Raw genomic sequence first — 15810 nt, 5'->3', positions numbered from 1 at the left:
TGGAATCGATGCCGTATTGCGCCTTCATCAGCGGGTTGACGAAGCGCCAGCCGATCGTGGTGTCGTGGATCTCGGCATGGCGGGAGAAGGCGCTGTCGGCCTTGGGCAGGACGAAGGGCGCGCGCGACATGCTCTCGACGCCGCCGGCGATCATCAGCTCGGCCTCGCCGGCCTTGATCGCGCGCGCGGCGGCGATGACCGCGTCCATGCCCGAGCCGCAGAGCCGGTTGATGGTCGTGCCCGGCACCTCCTTGGGCAGGCCGGCGAGCAGGAGCGACATGCGCGCGACGTTGCGGTTGTCTTCGCCCGCCTGGTTGGCGCAGCCGTAGATCACGTCGTCGACGGCGCCGAAATCCACTCCCGGGTTGCGCTCGACCAGGGCCTTCAGCGGCACGGCGCCGAGATCGTCCGCCCGGACCGAGGACAGCGAGCCGCCGAACCGGCCGATCGGCGTGCGGAAATAGGCGCAGATGAAGGCTTCGGTCATATCGTCGGTACTCTGTTCGCCGCTGACTGGCGAGGCTGGAAAGGCGGCTCTCCGCTGCCTCAGATGTCGAAGAAGACGGTTTCGTTCTCGCCCTGCAGGCGAATGTCGAAAGTGTAGGTGGGCATGCCGTCCTCGTCCGTGCGGGCGGCGATCAACGTCGGGACACGTACGCGATGCTCGATGCGCCCGAGGATCGGATCCGCCATGTTGGCTGCCTCCTCGTCGCCGAAATAGAGCCGCGTATGCAGCCCGATATTGATGCCGCGCGCCACGATCCAGAAGGTGATGTGCGGGGCCATCGCGCGGCCGTCGAAATAAGGTACGACGCCCGGCTTGATCGTCTCGAAGCGGTAGACGCCCGTGGTGCCGTCGACCGGCTGGCGGAACCAGCCGGGGAAATGCGGGTCGGCCTCGCCCCGTCGCTCGCCCTGGCCCGGATAGAGTCCCAGCGCATCGGCTTGCCAGATCTCGATGAGCGCGTCCTTGATCGGCGTGCCCGAACCGTCGAAGATGCGGCCGGTGACGACGATGCGCTCACCCTTCACCTCCGGGGAGAGTGGCTGCGAGCCGAGATCGTGAGGATAGACCCCTTCGATGCCGGAGAAGTTCGGCGTCGCGCCGATATGGACATAGGGGCCGGCGGTCTGCGACGGGCTTTCCCTGAGGCGGCGGAGCGATTGGACCATCAGTTGCCCTCCATCCGGTTCTCGAACAGGGTCGAGCGCCGGCCACGCAGTACGATATCGAATTTGTAGGCCATCGTGTCCATCGGCAGCGTCGCCTCGCGATCGAGAGCCGCGACGAGCCGCTCCACCGCCTCCCGGCTGGGGATGCCCATCACGATCGGGCACTGCCAGATCATCGGATCGCCCTCGAAATACATCTGGGTGATCAGCCGCTGCGCGAAGGCCTGGCCGAAGATCGAGAAATGGATATGGGCCGGACGCCAGTCGTTGACCCCGTTCGGCCAGGGATAGGGGCCGGGCTTGATCGTGCGGAACCAGTAGCGGCCCTCGTCGTCGGTGATGGTGCGCCCGCAGCCGCCGAAATTCGGGTCGATGGCGGCGAGATAGGTCTCCTTCTTGTGGCGGTAGCGGCCGCCGGCATTGGCCTGCCAGAATTCAACCAGCGCGCCGCGCACCGGCCGCGCGTCCTCGTCAAGCACCTGGCCGTGCACGATGATGCGGGGACCGATCGGCTCCCCGGTCTTCGCGTGGTTAAGGATCAGGTCGTTATCGAGCGGCCCGAGCATGTTGTGGCCGAAGACCGGCCCAGTCATCTCGGAGAGCGTATTGCCGAGCGAGAGCAATGCGTTCTTCGGCGAACGCAGCACCGAGGTCTTGTATTCCGGCGTAAAGGCGGGCGGATGCCAGTTCCGGTCGCGCTGGTAGAACGAGCCGCCCTGATGGCTCGAATTTTCGTTGCGCATTGCGGCGCCTCCCTAGGTGGAGCGTCTCTCGTTGAATCGGGTTAGTTTACAACGGGGTCGGCCCGACTGGTTTTGATCTTGCTCAATCTATGGCGATCTCGCCGTCTAGCGACCCGAGCGCGGGACGGGTTCAGTCTGCCTGGTCGTCCTGCATCTCGGCATAGGTCGCTTTGGCGATCTTGAAGGCGTGGTTGGCCGCCGGCACGCCGGCATAGATCGCGACATGCAGCAGCGCTTCCTTGATGTCGCTCATGCTGGCGCCAGTATTGCGCGTCGCCCGGATATGCATCGCGACCTCGTCATGATGGCCGAGCGCGGCGAGCAGCGCGATCGTCAGCATCGAGCGCTCGCGCTTGCTGATCGTGTCGCGCGACCAGACCGTGCCCCAGGCGCTCTCGGTGATCAGCGTCTGGAAATCCTCGGTGAAGGGATCCGTATTCGCGACCGCCGCGGCGACATAGCGCTCGCCGAGCACGGACCGACGGGTCGCCATGCCTTGGGTGAAACGATCCTGTGCGTCAGCCACGTCCGTGCTTCTCCAGATGCTCCGTCACCAGCGTGAGCAGCCGGTCCGGCTGCTCGACTGGCGGAATATGTCCGCAACCCTCGATCAGTGCGAAGCCCGCGCCTGGGATGCGCTGCGCCATCTCCCGCACGAGATCGGACGGCGTCGAGAGATCACCGTCGCCGACGACGGCAAGCGTCGGCACCGGGATCGAACCGATCGCATTCGTCAGATCCGCCTGGCTCAACGCCTGGCAGGTCGCGATATAGCCATCGGCGGGCTGCCGCAGCAGCGCGTTGCGCCAGCCGGCCAGATCATCCGGCCGCCCGGCATGGAAGGCGGGCGTGAACCAGCGCTCCATGACCGAATCGGCGATCGCCGCGAGCCCGCCCTTGCGGATCGTCTCGATGCGCGCATTCCAGCTCTCGGCCGTGCCGACCTTCGGGGCGGTATCGGCCAGGACCAGCGCCGTAAGGCGCTCAGGCCTCCGCACGGCCAGATCCTGCCCGATCAGCCCGCCGATTGAAAGGCCAACGAGAGCGAAGCGCTTCAGGCCGAGATGATCGGCAAGCCCGATGAGGTCGTCCGTGAAGTCCCCGATCGCATAGGACCCCGGCGGCACCTCGGAGAGACCATGGCCGCGCTTGTCATATGTAATGATACGCCAATTGGCGGACAATGCCGCGGCGACCTCGTCCCAGATGCGAAAATCCGTGCCGAGAGAATTGACCAGGACCACGGCAGGCGCGCCGGCTGGACCGCTTTCGCGCCAATGAACCAGGCCGTGGCCGAGCCGCGTGAATGCCATCGAACTTCCATGCCCTTGCCGAGGCCTCAACATGACCTGAAAATTCATTTATGTTAAATGGCATTATCGCCTTGTACGATAACTTCCAGGTTATTCTAAATGCCACGAGCCCAATTTGTTCGCTTGGATGGAAGGATCAGGCTTCGCCATCTCACATGCTTCATCGAGGTTGCCCGCCTCAAGAGTTCCGTCAAAGCGGCCACGGCGCTTGGTCTCAGCCAGCCCGCAGTCTCCAAAACCATTCACGAGCTGGAAACGGCCTTGTCAGCAGCTCTTTTCGAACCGAAGCGTCGGTCGATGGTGCTGACATTTGCAGGGGAAGTCTTTCTGCGCTACGCGGTTTCCAGCGTCACGGCTCTCAAATTAGGCATCAGGACGGTTGGCCAGAACAGAGCCTCCGAGCAGTCGATCTTTACCATCGGCGCTTTGCCGACGGTTTCAGCAAGAATATTGCCAACAGCCCTTGCGGATCTCGCGAAGAGCATCCCAAGCCTGAGATTTCGGGTTGTTACTGGATCCAACGACGTGCTCATGTCTCAATTGCGCCTGGGCGACATCGACTTGGTTGTCGGGCGCATGGCTTCTCCGGAGACAATGAAGGGCTTGGCATTCGAATATCTCTACTCGGAGCCAATCGCTTTTGCTGTGCGCCCGGGGCATCCACTCCTCGGAGTCGCCGGCTTCAGTATCTCCGACATCGCAACCTATCAAATGCTGGTTCCACCGCCCGGCTCCGTCATACAATCGACCGTCGAGCGCTTTTTCGTGGCGCACTCGGTTCAGCCCTCCGAGGGTGAAATTCAAACTGTCTCGGATGCCTTCGCTCGGAACTATCTGCTTCGAACGGATGCAATTTGGGTTATTTCCGAAGGCGTGGTCGCCGAGGATGTCGCCAAGGGCATACTCATGACCTTGCCGATCGATACCGACGACACGATCGGTCCCGTCGGCCTCACGACACGCACGGATACCGATCTGCCTTTCCCGGCTCAGCTATTTATAGCTTCATTACGGTCTGCTATCAATTTTCGGACAAGGCTTGACGTCAAGGTGGAGCAATATACAGGAGAGCTGCGGCCGGCTACTCAAAGCCGATCCGAATAAAGTAATTCCGCAATTCCGTGAAGCGCAGAATTGCTCCAAGCCTTTATTTTATCGCGTTTCCGTTACGCGCGCGGCATCTGCCTCGCTCGAAAATGCGCTAGAACGGAGTGCGCTCGCAGACATCACCATCATCGACAAAGCTGCCGAAGCGGCTATGCCGACTTCAGGAGAATGCTCCCAAACGGTCTCCGAAGAGCTGCCTAATTCGCGAACAGATGAACGAACAAATCTCTCAACCAGCGATGGGCGAGGTCTTCTTGCAATCGCTCATGCCAGAACATGGCGAGGCGGATGTCTGGTATCGCGAAGGGTAGCGGAATACTGACAACGCCTGCCGCCGTGTAGGCATCGATGAGTTTACTGGGAACGGTGACCGCCAGATCCGTCGTGGCAACGATCTGGGGGGCGCCTGCGAAGTGGGGTATGACGAGTGCGATCTGGCGCTCCACGCCCAATGCCCCGAGGCTCGCCGTCACAAGGCTCTCCCGCGCTCCGGCCCTGACGATCGAGATATGGGACAATTGCAGGTACCGCTCAAGCGTTAGCGGTGCATCCAAGACAGGATGATCACGCCGGACCATGCAAACGAAACAGTCGCTGAACAACGGCCGTGATCGCAAGCTGCCACGCGGATTCGCCAAGTAGCCGATCGCGAGATCGGCAAGGCCCGCCTCGAGCGCATGCCCGTAGCCGCCTCGTGCCAGTTGACGCACCCGGATGCGGATATTGGGTGAATTTGCCTGCAAATGCCGCATCAGCTTCGGCAGATACACGATCTCGCCGAGATCGGAGATGAGCACCTCGAACATATGGTCCGACGTCGCCGGATCGAAGCCCGGATCGGCGCCGAGGCCGTGGCGGATCATGCCAAGGGCCGCATCGAAGGAATCCAGCACGCGCCGGGCGCGCGGAGTCGCCTCCATTCCCGCGCTGCTGCGCACGAACAACGGATCGCCCAGCGTGCGACGCAGCCGGGTGAGAGCATTGCTGACGGCAGGCTGCGACAAGCCCAGCCTTTCGGCCGCGCGCGTCACGCTTCCTTCCTGGTCGACGATACGCATCAGGCGAAGGAGATTCAGATCGATCCGGTCAGTATCCATTCGATGAATATTGCCTATTACGTCTTCGGATTCGTCGATCGCCTGCGCTCGGGATAACGGTCGCTCACGGGGCGCATTCAAGACCTTTCTTCCGACAGGCTATGCGCGCCACCCCATGTCACCAAGCGGGATTTCGAGCTCATGGAAAACGGGTCGGCAGAGGCCGCAGGCGGCGTCACCTTTGAGACTCTCCTAGTGGACGTCGTGGACGGCGTCGCGAAGATTACGCTGAACCGCCCGCGGAAACGCAATGCGATGAGCCCGTCGCTGCATCGCGACATGACGCGCGCTCTCGCGCTGCTGCGCGACGACGACGCGGTGCGCGTTCTCGTCATCACCGGGGCGGAGGATCATTTCTGCGCGGGCATGGACCTGAAGGAGTTCTTCATCGCGCTGAAGGACGCTCCGGCCGAATACGAGCGCGTCTGGCGCATGGCCGTCGAATGGCGGGCCCGGACGCTGCGCAACTATCCGAAGCCCACGATCGCGATGATCAACGGCTTCTGCTTCGGCGGAGCTTTCTCGATCGTCGAGGGATGCGATCTGGCCGTCGCGGCGCAGGAAGCCACCTTCGGTCTCTCCGAAATCAACTTCAAGCTCTTCCCGGGCGGCAGCGTCAGCAAGAGCCTCGCCAATCTGCTGCGCCCGCGCGATGCGCTCTGGTACGGCATGACGGGACGGCCTTTCGACGGGCTGACGGCCGAGAAGATCGGCCTCGTCAACCTCGCGGTACCCAAGGCAGAGCTCGAAGCCACCACCATGGAGCTGGCCCGTGAGCTCGCCGCGAAGGATCCTCATGCGATGGCGGCGACGAAGGAAGCCTACCATATGTCGCTTGAGATGAGCTGGGACGCCGCCATGGCCTATTCCTTCGCCAAGGAGCAGGAGCTGGTCGTCCGCCAGGGCGATGCATGGAAATCCGAGGGGATCGGTGACTTCCTGAAGGGAAAGTTCAAGCCGGGCCTGGAGAGCCACGACGCCAAGATCGGGCAAGGCTGAGGTCGCGTAAGGCCGGCTGGACATCCGCGGGCCCTGGCGCCCCGTGAGGATTGATCCGGCTGATGGCGTGTATTCACGCAGGTGATGCAGGGAGACGCTTCCCGCGTTGAGGCACGATGCGGGCGGCCGTATGTAGATAGAAATAATATAAAATCGGGGGAGGACAGGCTGTGGCTGGAATAACGCGCCGCGCGCTCGCGGGACTGGCAATTCTCGGCGCGCTGCCGCAGCGCGGCTGGGCCCAGGCATCGATGGCTCCGATCCGGATCGGGGTTCTCAACGACCAGTCTGGCGTGTTCTCGGACAGCACCGGGGAGGGCTCGGTGATAGCGGCCCGCCTGGCTGCCGAGGAGTTCGGTGCCGCGACCGGCCGGCGCGTGGAGATCCTCGCGGCCGATCATCAGAACAAGCCCGACCTGGGATCGAACATCGCCCGGCAATGGTTCGACAGGGACGGCGTGCATGCCATCGCCGATCTCGGAAACTCGGCGGTCGCCCTCGCCGTGAACACGCTGGCCCGCGAGAAGGACAAGGTCTGCCTCGTCTCCGCCGGAGGCACCACCGCCCTGACCGGCGCCCAGTGCTCGCCGAATACGATCCATTGGACCTACGACACCTATGGGCAGTCGACCTCGCTGGCGGAGTCGCTGGCCAGAGCGGGCAAGAAGCGCTGGTTCTTCATCACGGCCGACTACACTTTCGGCCACAGCCTGCAGGACGAGGCGACGCGCGCCCTGACGCGCCTCGGCGGCACCGTGGTCGGCTCCGTCCGGCATCCGATCAACAGCAACGACTTTTCGTCCTATCTGCTCCATGCGCAGGCATCGGGCGCGGAGGTCGTCGCTCTCGCGAACGGAGGCGAGGATACCGGCCGGGCCGCGAAGCAGGCGCGCGAGTTCGGCCTCACCGATACGCAGACCATCGTCGGCCTAGCCATGCTCATCACGGACGCGAACGCTCTCGGCCTCGAGACGGCGCAGGGCCTGCTCGTCACGGAAACCTTCTATTGGGACCTGAACGACCGCACGCGCGCCTTCAGCCAGCGATGGAGCGACCGCAATCGCGGGCGCAAGCCGACGATGATGCAGGCCGGGACCTACGGCGCGGTCGTCCACTATCTGCGGGCCATCCATGCGCTCGGAAAGGCGGAAAGCGGGGCCGAGGTCGTGCGCAAGATGAAGGAACTGCCGACGGACGACGACGCATTCGGAACCGGGATGGTCCGGGCCGACGGGCGCAAGATTCACGAGAACTACGTCTTCAGGGTGAAGCGCCCGGCCGATTCCAGGCGGCCCTGGGACTATTACGACCTCGTCAGCACGGTGCCGGGCGATGCCGCCTTCAGGCCCATGGCCGAAGGCGGCTGCCCGCTGCTCGGCAGCATGACGACGAAGTGATCCGGAACGGGCGGATCGAAGGACGGAGGCATCCTTGAGAGGCATGGTTCTTGCCGACGTCGTCGAAAGAAACGCCCGGCTGCGACGCTCGGAGGCGGCCTTTGTCTTCGAGGGACGGACGCTCACGCATGAGCGCTTCGCCGAGCGCTCCTTCGCGCTCGGCAACGCGCTCCTTCGACTCGGCCTCTCCCGGCAGGCACGCGTGGCGGTCCTGGCGGAGAACCGACCGGAGTATTTCGAGATCTTCGCCGGCGTCGGCGCGGCCGGGATGATCACCGTCAATCTCAACTGGCGCCTCGCCGTCCCGGAGCTCACCGGGATCATCGCCGACTGCGAGCCGCAGATCCTGATCTTCGACGGAGCTTCCGAGGCAAAGGCGGCGCTCCTGAGGCATGCGCCCGGCATCAGATGGCTGGTCGCACTCGATTCCGCACCCGACTGGGCGCGCTCCTACGAGGAGATGATCGGCTCCGAGGACACGTCGCGTCCGGGGGTGGAGGTGGATCAGGAGGACATCGAGAGCCTCATCTATACGAGCGGGACGACCGGCCGCCCCAAGGGCGTGATGATAAGCCATCGCGCGCTCCTCGCGGCAGCCTCCGTGATCGCCTGGGAGGGAGAGGCGCGCACGGACGACCGCATGCTCATCGTCATGCCGCTCTTCCATATCGGCGGGAAGATCGAGCAGATGGCGTTCTGGCTCGCCGGCGCAACCACCGTTCTGCACCGATCGTTCGATCCCGCGGCGATCCTGCATTCCTTCGCGCAGGACGGTGTCACTGCCGCCCATCTTGCCCCCACGATGGTCGCCCGGCTCCTCGATCATCCGGATCTCGACGCCACCGCGTATTCGCGACTGAGAGTGATCCATTACGCCTCGGCGCCGATGGCTGTCCCTCTGCTGCGGCGGGCGATGGAGGCGTTCGGACCGATCTTCCTCCAGATCTACGGGATGACCGAGTGCATCACGGTCAGTATCCTCAAGCCCTTCCAGCACCGGCTGGACGGCACCCCGGACGAGGTGCAGCGGCTCAGCTCCGCCGGCCAGCCCTGTTTCGGCGTCAGCGCCCTCATCGTCAGGCCGGACGGAACCGGGTGCGGCCCCGGCGAACTCGGCGAGGTCGCGGTCAGATCGGAAGGGCTGATGAGCGGGTACTGGAACGGCAACGCGCTGACGCTCGCGGCCGTCCGGGACGGCTGGTTCCGCACGGGAGACATCGGCTTCCTCGACCGGGACGGCTTCCTTTTCATCGCCGACCGCGCCAAGGACATGATCATTTCCGGCGGCGAGAACATCTACAGCCGGGAGGTCGAAGATGCGCTGATGTCGCATCCCGCCGTTCGCGAGGTCGCCGTTACCGGCGTGCCGGATCCGGAATGGGGGGAGAGCGTCAAGGCCTGGATCGTTCCGCGAGACGGGGCCGAGCCGACGCCGGCCGCCCTGATCGATCACTGCCGGAGCCTGATCGCGAGCTACAAGAAACCCCGTTTCATCGAGTTCACGACCGACCTTCCCCGGCTCTTCAACGGCAAGGTCGACAAGAAGGCGCTGCGCGCCCGGACCTCCGCGGCCGATGGATCGGCTGCTCGCGGCGCCTTCCCGGGAGCAGCCTGATGGCAGGGCTTCGCTATGACGAGATCGAGGCGGGCCAGCGCTTCACCTCGGCCGGCCGGACACTGACCGAAACCGATCACGCTCTCTTCATGATGCTCGTCGGCGACTGGCACGCGATCCACGCCGACGAGGAATATGCGCGCCGGACGGCCGCCGGCAGACGCCTGATGCATGCGAGCCTAGGCCTTTCTCTGGCGATGGGACTGCAAGCCCAGGCGATGGCTTTCGCGGATCCGATGATCGGCGCGATCGGGCTGACGGACTGGCGCTTCCGCACGCCGATGTTCATCGGCGACACCGTCCATCTCGAGATCGAGATCCTGCGCAAGCGGATAACGAGCGACCGGGCCCGCTACATCGTGGAGCGAACGCTACGCCTCGCCAGGCACGATGGCGTCGTCCTGCAGGACGGCACGGCTGCCGTGATGCTGCGCCTGCCGCCGGGCGCAGGTGCGGCCTTCTTCCCACCCGACCATGCCCCGCCATCCGGAGCGCAGCGATGACCCAGCCGATGACCACCGGCCTCTGCCAGGCGACGAGCGACAAGGTCGTCCTGCGCGGACACGACCTCTCCAAGGACATCATGGGGACGATGTCCTTCGCCGAAGCCTTTTTCCTCCTCGTCGTGGGGCGACGGCTCGATCCGGGCGGCGTCCGGGTGCTCGACGCCGTGCTCGTCGCATTGATGGAGCACGGCATGACGCCGCAGGCGATCGCGACCCGGATGATCTATCTGGCGGCACCGGATTCGCTACAGGGTGCGATCGCCGCAGGGCTGCTCGGCGTCGGCGGACAGTTCGCCGGCACGATGCAGGAGACGGCGTCCCTCCTGGCGCGGATCGTTGCGGCGCCTGTCGGAGAGGAAGCCGCGCGCGAGATCGTTCGCGAGCACCGGCACGCGAAGAAGGGCATCCCTGGCTTCGGGCATCATCTCCACAAGCCTGACGATCCCCGTTCGCTGCGTCTCTTCGCCATCGCGCGGGAAGGCGCCGTCGCGGGTGCGCATATCGCCGCGATCCAGCTTCTGTCGCGCGAGCTGGATGCGGCTTCCGGCCGGCACCTCACGATCAATGCGACGGGAGCCATTGCGGCCGTGCTGATGGATCTCGGCTTTCCGGCCTCGCTGATGCGGGGGGTCGCGGTCGTGTCCCGGTCGGCCGGACTTGTTGCCCAGATCGGGGAGGAAGAAGCCAACCCGATCGCGAACCGGCTGTGGCGGAAGATCGAGGAAGACGTCGTCTATCAGCCGAGCTAGGGCCTTTCGCGCGAATTGGGCATCGGTTCGCGGGAGAGGCTCAGCAGAACAAGACGTCGGGGGAGATTTCCACGATCGGGGTAGCCCGCAGATGTCGAGGGGATGGCGGGTGCCCTGCCGATAGCGCTGCAACGAAAAGGCGCACCGCCAAAGCGGCGCCGTTCAGGAGGAAGCCCAATGAAGCACCTTATGCTCCTGCTTGCGATGCTTGCCGCAGTGATGGCCGGTCCTGCCCGAGCTCAGGACTGGCCCACGGGACCGGTGACGCTCGTCGTGCCGTATCCGGCAGGCGGTGGTGTCGATACGATCGCCCGGATTCTGGCGGACGACCTTGGCCGGCGCCTGCCCCAGCGTTTCATCGTCGAGAACAAGCCGGGCGCTGCCACGCTGATCGGCACGAGCACTGTCAAGGCCGCCAAGCCGGACGGACAGACGCTGGGAATCATTACCGACTCCCACGCCATCAATCCCGGCTACGGCCGCCCACTGCCTTATGATTCCGAACACGATTTCGCATTCGTGAGCGGCTTGATCCGGGTGCCGCTCGTCCTGATCGTCAACACCGAGAAAGTGCCGTTCCGGACATTGGCGGAGGTCATCGACGCGGCCAAGCGCGATCCGGGCTCGCTGACCTTCGCATCGCTCGGCGGCGGAAGCCCGCATCAACTCGCCTTCGAGTGGCTGCGCATGAAGGCGGGGATCGATGTCCGGATCGTGCCCTATCGCGGCATCGCGCCGGCGCTTCAGGACGTGGTCGGCGGCCAGGTCAGCATGATGCTCGTGGGCGTTTCCGTTGCGGACGGCTTCATCGCGAGTGGAAAGGTCAGGCCGATCGCCGTGACCAGCGCCACCCGCCTGCCGCGGCTGCCCGATCTGCCGACCGTCGCCGAACAGGGTTTCCCGAATTACGAGGTGGTCACCTGGTACGGCCTGGTCGCTCCGGCGAAGACACCCGCTTCCACCCTCGTCCGCCTGCATGACGAGATCGGGCGGACGCTGGCGGCCCCCGAGGTCAAGGCACGGATCGACGAGATGGGTGCGGACATCTTCACTGGAACGGCCGCGGACTTCGCCGCCTTCGTCAAGGCCGAGACGAGCAAGTACCGGCAGATCATCGCACAGACCGGATCAAAGCTCGATTAGCAGCTTGACGCCGCCGCTCCGACCCCAGGGGGAAGCTCATGGACTTCGCATTGCCGGAAGAATTGCGGCAGCTCCAGGAGATGGTGCGCCGCTTCGTCGATCGCGAGCTCATTCCCATCGAGATGGAGGCGATGGACGGTCCCGATCTCAAGCCGGAGATCCGCCTGCACCTTGAAGCGAGAGCGCGGGAGCTCGGGCTCTGGCTGCTCGACGTGCCGGAGGAGCATGGCGGCATGGGGCTCGGCCTGCTCGGCATGACCGTCGTCTGGCAGGAGCTCGCCCGAACGATCGCCCTGCCGCCACGCGGGCCCGGCATATTCGGGCCGGAGGTCCGCGCGGTCCTGTTCAGGCTCGATGCGGCCCAGCGGGCGCGTTATCTCGACCCCGTGCTGCGGGGCGAGAAACGCACCGCCTTCGCGCAGACGGAACCGGATGCCGGGGCCGATCCCGGCATGATCCGCACGCGCGCCGAGCGGCAGGGCGACGGCTACGTCATCAACGGCGCGAAGCGCTTCATCTCGCATGCGGAGCGCGCCGACTTCCTCCAGCTCGTGGCCGCGACGGAGCCCGGCCTCGGCACGCGCGGCCTGAGCATGTTCCTCGTCGACATGGACACGCCGGGCGTCTCGATCGCGCGCCGGTCGGGGACGATGATGGGCGACGTGACCTGCGAGCTCGTTCTGGAAAATGTCCGCATTCCCGCGGAGAATCTGATCGGGAAGGAAGGCGAGGGAATGCGCCTCAGCCAGAGTTGGCTGACCTCGGGGCGCCTGTATCAGGCGGCGCGCGGGCTGGGCGTGGCGCAGCGCTGTCTCGAGATGGCGACCCGCCATGCACGCGACCGCGTGACCTTCGGATCCCCGCTGAGCGACCGGCAGGCGATCCAGTTCATGATCGCCGACATGTTCACCGAGCACGCGCTCGGGCAGCTCAACGCCTATCGGACAGCGTGGAAGGCGGACCAGGGCACGCTGGAGCGGCACGAAAGCTACATGGTCAAGGTCAGCTGCACGGAACTCGGTTTCAAGGCCGCCGATCGATGCCTGCAAATCCACGGCGGGTCCGGCCTGAGCCTCGATCTGCCCGTTCAAAAAATGTGGCGGGACGCACGCAGCTTCATGATCACCGAGGGCGCCACCGAGGTGATGCGTGTGGCGCTGGCCCGTGAGATTTTCAGGAGCTTTGCATGAGCGGATGGCTTTCGGCAGCAGATCGGGGAACGGCGATGCCGGGCATGCTGGACGGTGTTCGGGTCGTCGATCTCGGGACCGTCATCACGGGGCCGCTCGCCGGTCAGATGCTGGGCGATCTCGGCGCCGATGTCATCAAGGTCGAGCCGCCCGGCGGAGATCCGTTCCGTCGCACGGACGGAAGCGACTACGGTCCGACCTTCCTTGCCTACAACCGCAACAAGCGGAGCGTCATCCTCGATCTGGCGCAGGATCACGATCGCGCCGCCCTGCTCGCGCTAGTGGACACCGCCGACGTGCTTCTGGACAATTACCGGCCAGGCGTGCTCGCCAAGGTCGGGCTAGCACCGGACGAGCTGAGGCGCCGCAACCCGCGCCTCGTCCAGTGCTCGATCACGGGCTTCGGCGATACCGGGCCCTATCGCCGGCGACCGGCCTTCGACGGCATCGCTCAGGCACTGAGCGGGATCGCCGGCCTCATGATCGACCCGGACGAGCCTCTCGCCTTCGGCCCGACGATCTCCGACAACGTCACGGGGATGTATGCGTGCTACGCGATCCTGGCGGCGTTGATTGAACGTGGCCGCACGGGCGCGGGGCGTCGCCTCGAGGTCAACATGATCGAGGCCTCCATGGCCTTCATTCCGGACGCATATGCCAATGCGGCGGCCGCCGGCCGGCAGCCCGATCGCTTCTCGAGGGTGGCGGTCTCCCAATCTTTCGTCTTCCGTTGTGCCGACGGCCTGGCGCTTGCGATCCATCTCTCGACGCGCGAGAAGTTCTGGGAAGCCCTCGTCACCGCGATCGGGGCTTCGGAACTGGCGGCGGATGCACGCTTCAACCGGCATCTCGATCGCGTGCGGAACTACGTCGAGCTTCAGCGCGAACTCGCCTTGCGGTTCGCCGCCAAGCCGCGGGGGCAATGGAGCGATATTCTCGGCGCCACGGATGTGCCGTTCGCCCCTGTACTGAGCCTGTCCGACGTCCTCGTCGACCCGCAGATAGAGGCTCTGCGATCGGCCACTACCTTGCATCACCGGGAACGCGGCGCCGTTCCGGCGATCCATTGCCCGATCCTGGTTGACGGCGCCCGCCCGATCGCCGCCATGAAGGCCCCTCCCACGCCTGGAGAACATAACGACGACGTGCTGGGCAGGGCGGATTTCAAATTCGGAAAGGAGGGGGGCCAGAACACGTAAGCTAGAGCATTTCGAGCGAAGTCCAGCTTCCAGTAGATGCGGGCGCCGCTGCTCGTCGCGAAAGGCATCGTGCGTTCCTCAACCGTCCCGGGTGATCAACGCGACGACCAGGGCCGCGCTCTCGCCGATGTCGTCGCCGAGCCCGGCCGCCGCGAGATTGCGCGCGATGGCGGCCTCGTCGATCTCCAGCCCTTCGGCGACCGCCGCCATGGCCTCGGCCGCGCCGGCCGCGAGCAGGAAGAGGTCGGCCAGCGCGGGGCCTTCCGCCTGCCAGCCTCCGAGGCCGCGCTCCTGCTCGGCCGGGAGCCCGGCGAGGATGCCGGCGGCGAGGCCGGGGGCGCGCAGGCTGGCCGAGAGCGCGACCTGGCAGCCGGTCGGGTTGCGCTTATGGGCCATGGCGGAGGAGCCGCCGCGGCCGGGAATGGCAGGCTCGCGGGCCTCGGCGATGCCGCTTTGGGCGAGGAGCGAGACGTCGCGCGCCATCTTGCCGAGCGCGCCGATGGTGATGGCGAGCGCTGTCGCGATTCCGGCGATGCCGCCGCGGCGAGCGTGCCAGGGCGGCGCATCGGGCAGGCCGAGCGCGGCGGCGAGGCGGGCAGAGACGGCCGCCGCCTTGCCGCCGAGTCCGGCGCGAGAACCGGCGGCGCCTCCAAATTGCAGGACGGCGCCTGCCTCGATTTCATGGCGCAGGCGATTGGTCGCTTCGGCGATGCCGGCCTGCCATTGCGCGATGCGCAGGCCGAAGCCGATCGGCAGGGCGTCCTGCAACAGCGTGCGGGCGATGGCCGGGGTCGCGGCATGGCGCCGGGCGAGGATGGCGAGCGCCGCCGTGATGCGCGTCAGGTCGCGGTCGAGCAGGTCGCTCGCGGCGCGGATCTGGCAGGCGAGAACGGTGTCCGCAACGTCCTGGCTGGTCGCGCCCTTGTGCAGGGCCTTGGCCGTCTCGTCGCTCAGGGCGGCACGCAACCGCGTCACCAGCGGGATCGCCAGCGTGCCGGCGAGCGCCGCTTCCTCCGCCAGTTCGGCGGGATCGATCGCGATCGACGCGCAGAGCGTCGCGATCGCTTCGGCTGCCTCCGTGCCGATCAGGCCCTCGGCCGCCTCGGCGCGCGCGAGCTCAGCCTCGAAGGCGAGGGCGTGACGCAACGTGGCCGCGTCCGAGAACGCGGCCAGCATGGCTGGGGTGGTCGCCGGCCTTGCGCGGAGGAACCCGCTCACGCGGCCTTTGCGAGGCTTGGGGCGACGGCGAAGGCGGCCTGCGTCTTGGCCTTGACCTCGTCGAGGCTGACGCCGGGCGCGAGCTCGATCAGGGTCAACCCACCGCCATTGGCCTTGTCGCAGGTCATCACGCAGAGATCGGTGATGATCATGTCGACCACGCCCGCGCCGGTCAGCGGCAGCGAGCAGCGCTCCAGCACCTTGGATTCGCCGGCCTTGTTGGCGTGGTCCATCACGACGATGACCTTCTTGACGCCGGCGACGAGGTCCATCGCGCCGCCCATGCCCTTCACCATCTTGCCTGGAATCGTCCAGTTGGCGATGTCGCCATTGGCCGCCACTTCCATGGCGCCGAGGATGG

17 protein-coding genes are annotated in these 15810 nt (G+C 65.6%); 9 read left to right on the top strand and 8 right to left on the bottom strand.

Going from position 1 to position 15810, the window contains the following annotated elements:
- The 5 genes from Q0Q36_RS23710 to pcaD form a co-directional block, all read right to left on the bottom strand.
- On the bottom strand, positions 1-487 hold a 487-nt coding region (locus Q0Q36_RS23710), incomplete at its 3' end, for a beta-ketoacyl synthase N-terminal-like domain-containing protein (RefSeq protein WP_293802132.1).
- A gap of 59 nt (positions 488-546) precedes the next feature.
- The gene (gene pcaG, locus Q0Q36_RS23705) at positions 547-1173 is read right to left on the bottom strand and encodes a protocatechuate 3,4-dioxygenase subunit alpha (RefSeq protein WP_260348516.1); all 627 of its coding nucleotides are present in this window, start codon (positions 1171-1173) and stop codon (positions 547-549) included.
- Positions 1173-1916: a protocatechuate 3,4-dioxygenase subunit beta gene (pcaH, locus tag Q0Q36_RS23700; RefSeq protein WP_293802130.1), complete on the bottom strand. Its 744-nt coding sequence runs from the start codon at positions 1914-1916 to the stop codon at positions 1173-1175. The genes pcaG and pcaH overlap by 1 nt, the downstream gene beginning before the upstream one ends.
- Positions 1917-2046: 130 nt before the next feature.
- The gene (gene pcaC, locus Q0Q36_RS23695; protein WP_260348521.1) at positions 2047-2442 is read right to left on the bottom strand and encodes a 4-carboxymuconolactone decarboxylase; all 396 of its coding nucleotides are present in this window, start codon (positions 2440-2442) and stop codon (positions 2047-2049) included.
- The gene (gene pcaD, locus Q0Q36_RS23690; RefSeq protein ID WP_293802122.1) at positions 2435-3229 is read right to left on the bottom strand and encodes a 3-oxoadipate enol-lactonase; all 795 of its coding nucleotides are present in this window, start codon (positions 3227-3229) and stop codon (positions 2435-2437) included. The genes pcaC and pcaD overlap by 8 nt, the downstream gene beginning before the upstream one ends.
- Before the next feature lie 99 nt (positions 3230-3328).
- Here pcaD and pcaQ point away from each other — a divergent pair, with 99 nt between their 5' ends.
- Positions 3329-4333 carry a pca operon transcription factor PcaQ gene (gene pcaQ, locus Q0Q36_RS23685; protein ID WP_293802120.1) on the top strand — a complete coding sequence of 335 codons (1005 nt, stop codon included), beginning with the start codon at positions 3329-3331 and terminating at the stop codon, positions 4331-4333.
- 200 nt (positions 4334-4533) lie between these two features.
- On the opposite strand, the gene Q0Q36_RS23680 is transcribed toward pcaQ, so the two are convergent.
- Positions 4534-5514 (bottom strand): LysR family transcriptional regulator, encoded by a 981-nt coding sequence (locus Q0Q36_RS23680; protein ID WP_293802118.1) that lies wholly within the window; start codon positions 5512-5514, stop codon positions 4534-4536.
- 60 nt (positions 5515-5574) lie between these two features.
- On the opposite strand from Q0Q36_RS23680, the gene Q0Q36_RS23675 reads away from it, so the two are divergent.
- From Q0Q36_RS23675 to Q0Q36_RS23640, 8 genes are all read left to right on the top strand, one after another.
- The gene (locus Q0Q36_RS23675; protein ID WP_260348526.1) at positions 5575-6432 is read left to right on the top strand and encodes a p-hydroxycinnamoyl CoA hydratase/lyase; all 858 of its coding nucleotides are present in this window, start codon (positions 5575-5577) and stop codon (positions 6430-6432) included.
- Between the two features lie 170 nt (positions 6433-6602).
- Positions 6603-7829, top strand: coding sequence for an ABC transporter substrate-binding protein (locus Q0Q36_RS23670; RefSeq protein ID WP_293802050.1), 1227 nt, complete (start codon positions 6603-6605; stop codon positions 7827-7829).
- Positions 7830-7872: 43 nt separating this feature from the next.
- Complete coding sequence (locus Q0Q36_RS23665; RefSeq protein WP_293802048.1) at positions 7873-9444, top strand: class I adenylate-forming enzyme family protein; 1572 nt, start codon at positions 7873-7875, stop codon at positions 9442-9444.
- Entirely contained in the window at positions 9444-9947 is a 504-nt protein-coding gene (locus Q0Q36_RS23660; RefSeq protein ID WP_293802046.1) for a MaoC/PaaZ C-terminal domain-containing protein, read from the top strand. The genes Q0Q36_RS23665 and Q0Q36_RS23660 overlap by 1 nt, the downstream gene beginning before the upstream one ends.
- Positions 9944-10699, top strand: coding sequence for a citryl-CoA lyase (locus tag Q0Q36_RS23655; RefSeq protein ID WP_293802044.1), 756 nt, complete (start codon positions 9944-9946; stop codon positions 10697-10699). Before Q0Q36_RS23660 ends, Q0Q36_RS23655 begins: the two co-directional genes overlap by 4 nt.
- Before the next feature lie 177 nt (positions 10700-10876).
- On the top strand, positions 10877-11842 hold the full coding sequence (locus Q0Q36_RS23650; protein WP_293802042.1) for a tripartite tricarboxylate transporter substrate binding protein: 966 nt from the start codon (positions 10877-10879) through the stop codon (positions 11840-11842).
- 38 nt (positions 11843-11880) lie between these two features.
- A complete protein-coding gene (locus Q0Q36_RS23645; RefSeq protein WP_293802040.1) occupies positions 11881-13032 on the top strand; it encodes an acyl-CoA dehydrogenase in 1152 nt (383 codons plus the stop codon).
- Complete coding sequence (locus tag Q0Q36_RS23640) at positions 13029-14231, top strand: CoA transferase (RefSeq protein ID WP_293802038.1); 1203 nt, start codon at positions 13029-13031, stop codon at positions 14229-14231. Before Q0Q36_RS23645 ends, Q0Q36_RS23640 begins: the two co-directional genes overlap by 4 nt.
- Positions 14232-14309: 78 nt before the next feature.
- Here the strand turns inward: Q0Q36_RS23640 and Q0Q36_RS23635 are convergent, their stop codons facing one another.
- Together Q0Q36_RS23635 and Q0Q36_RS23630 are read right to left on the bottom strand one after the other, a co-directional pair.
- Positions 14310-15407 carry a lyase family protein gene (locus tag Q0Q36_RS23635; RefSeq protein ID WP_293802036.1) on the bottom strand — a complete coding sequence of 366 codons (1098 nt, stop codon included), beginning with the start codon at positions 15405-15407 and terminating at the stop codon, positions 14310-14312.
- Positions 15408-15445: 38 nt separating this feature from the next.
- Positions 15446-15810 (bottom strand): CoA-transferase (locus Q0Q36_RS23630; RefSeq protein WP_293802034.1); only part of this gene is annotated, 365 nt, incomplete at its 5' end.

This window comes from uncultured Allobosea sp., from assembly GCF_945957345.1.
Lineage (GTDB): Bacteria > Pseudomonadota > Alphaproteobacteria > Rhizobiales > Beijerinckiaceae > Allobosea.
This window is presented reverse-complemented; position numbering and strand designations above follow the sequence as displayed.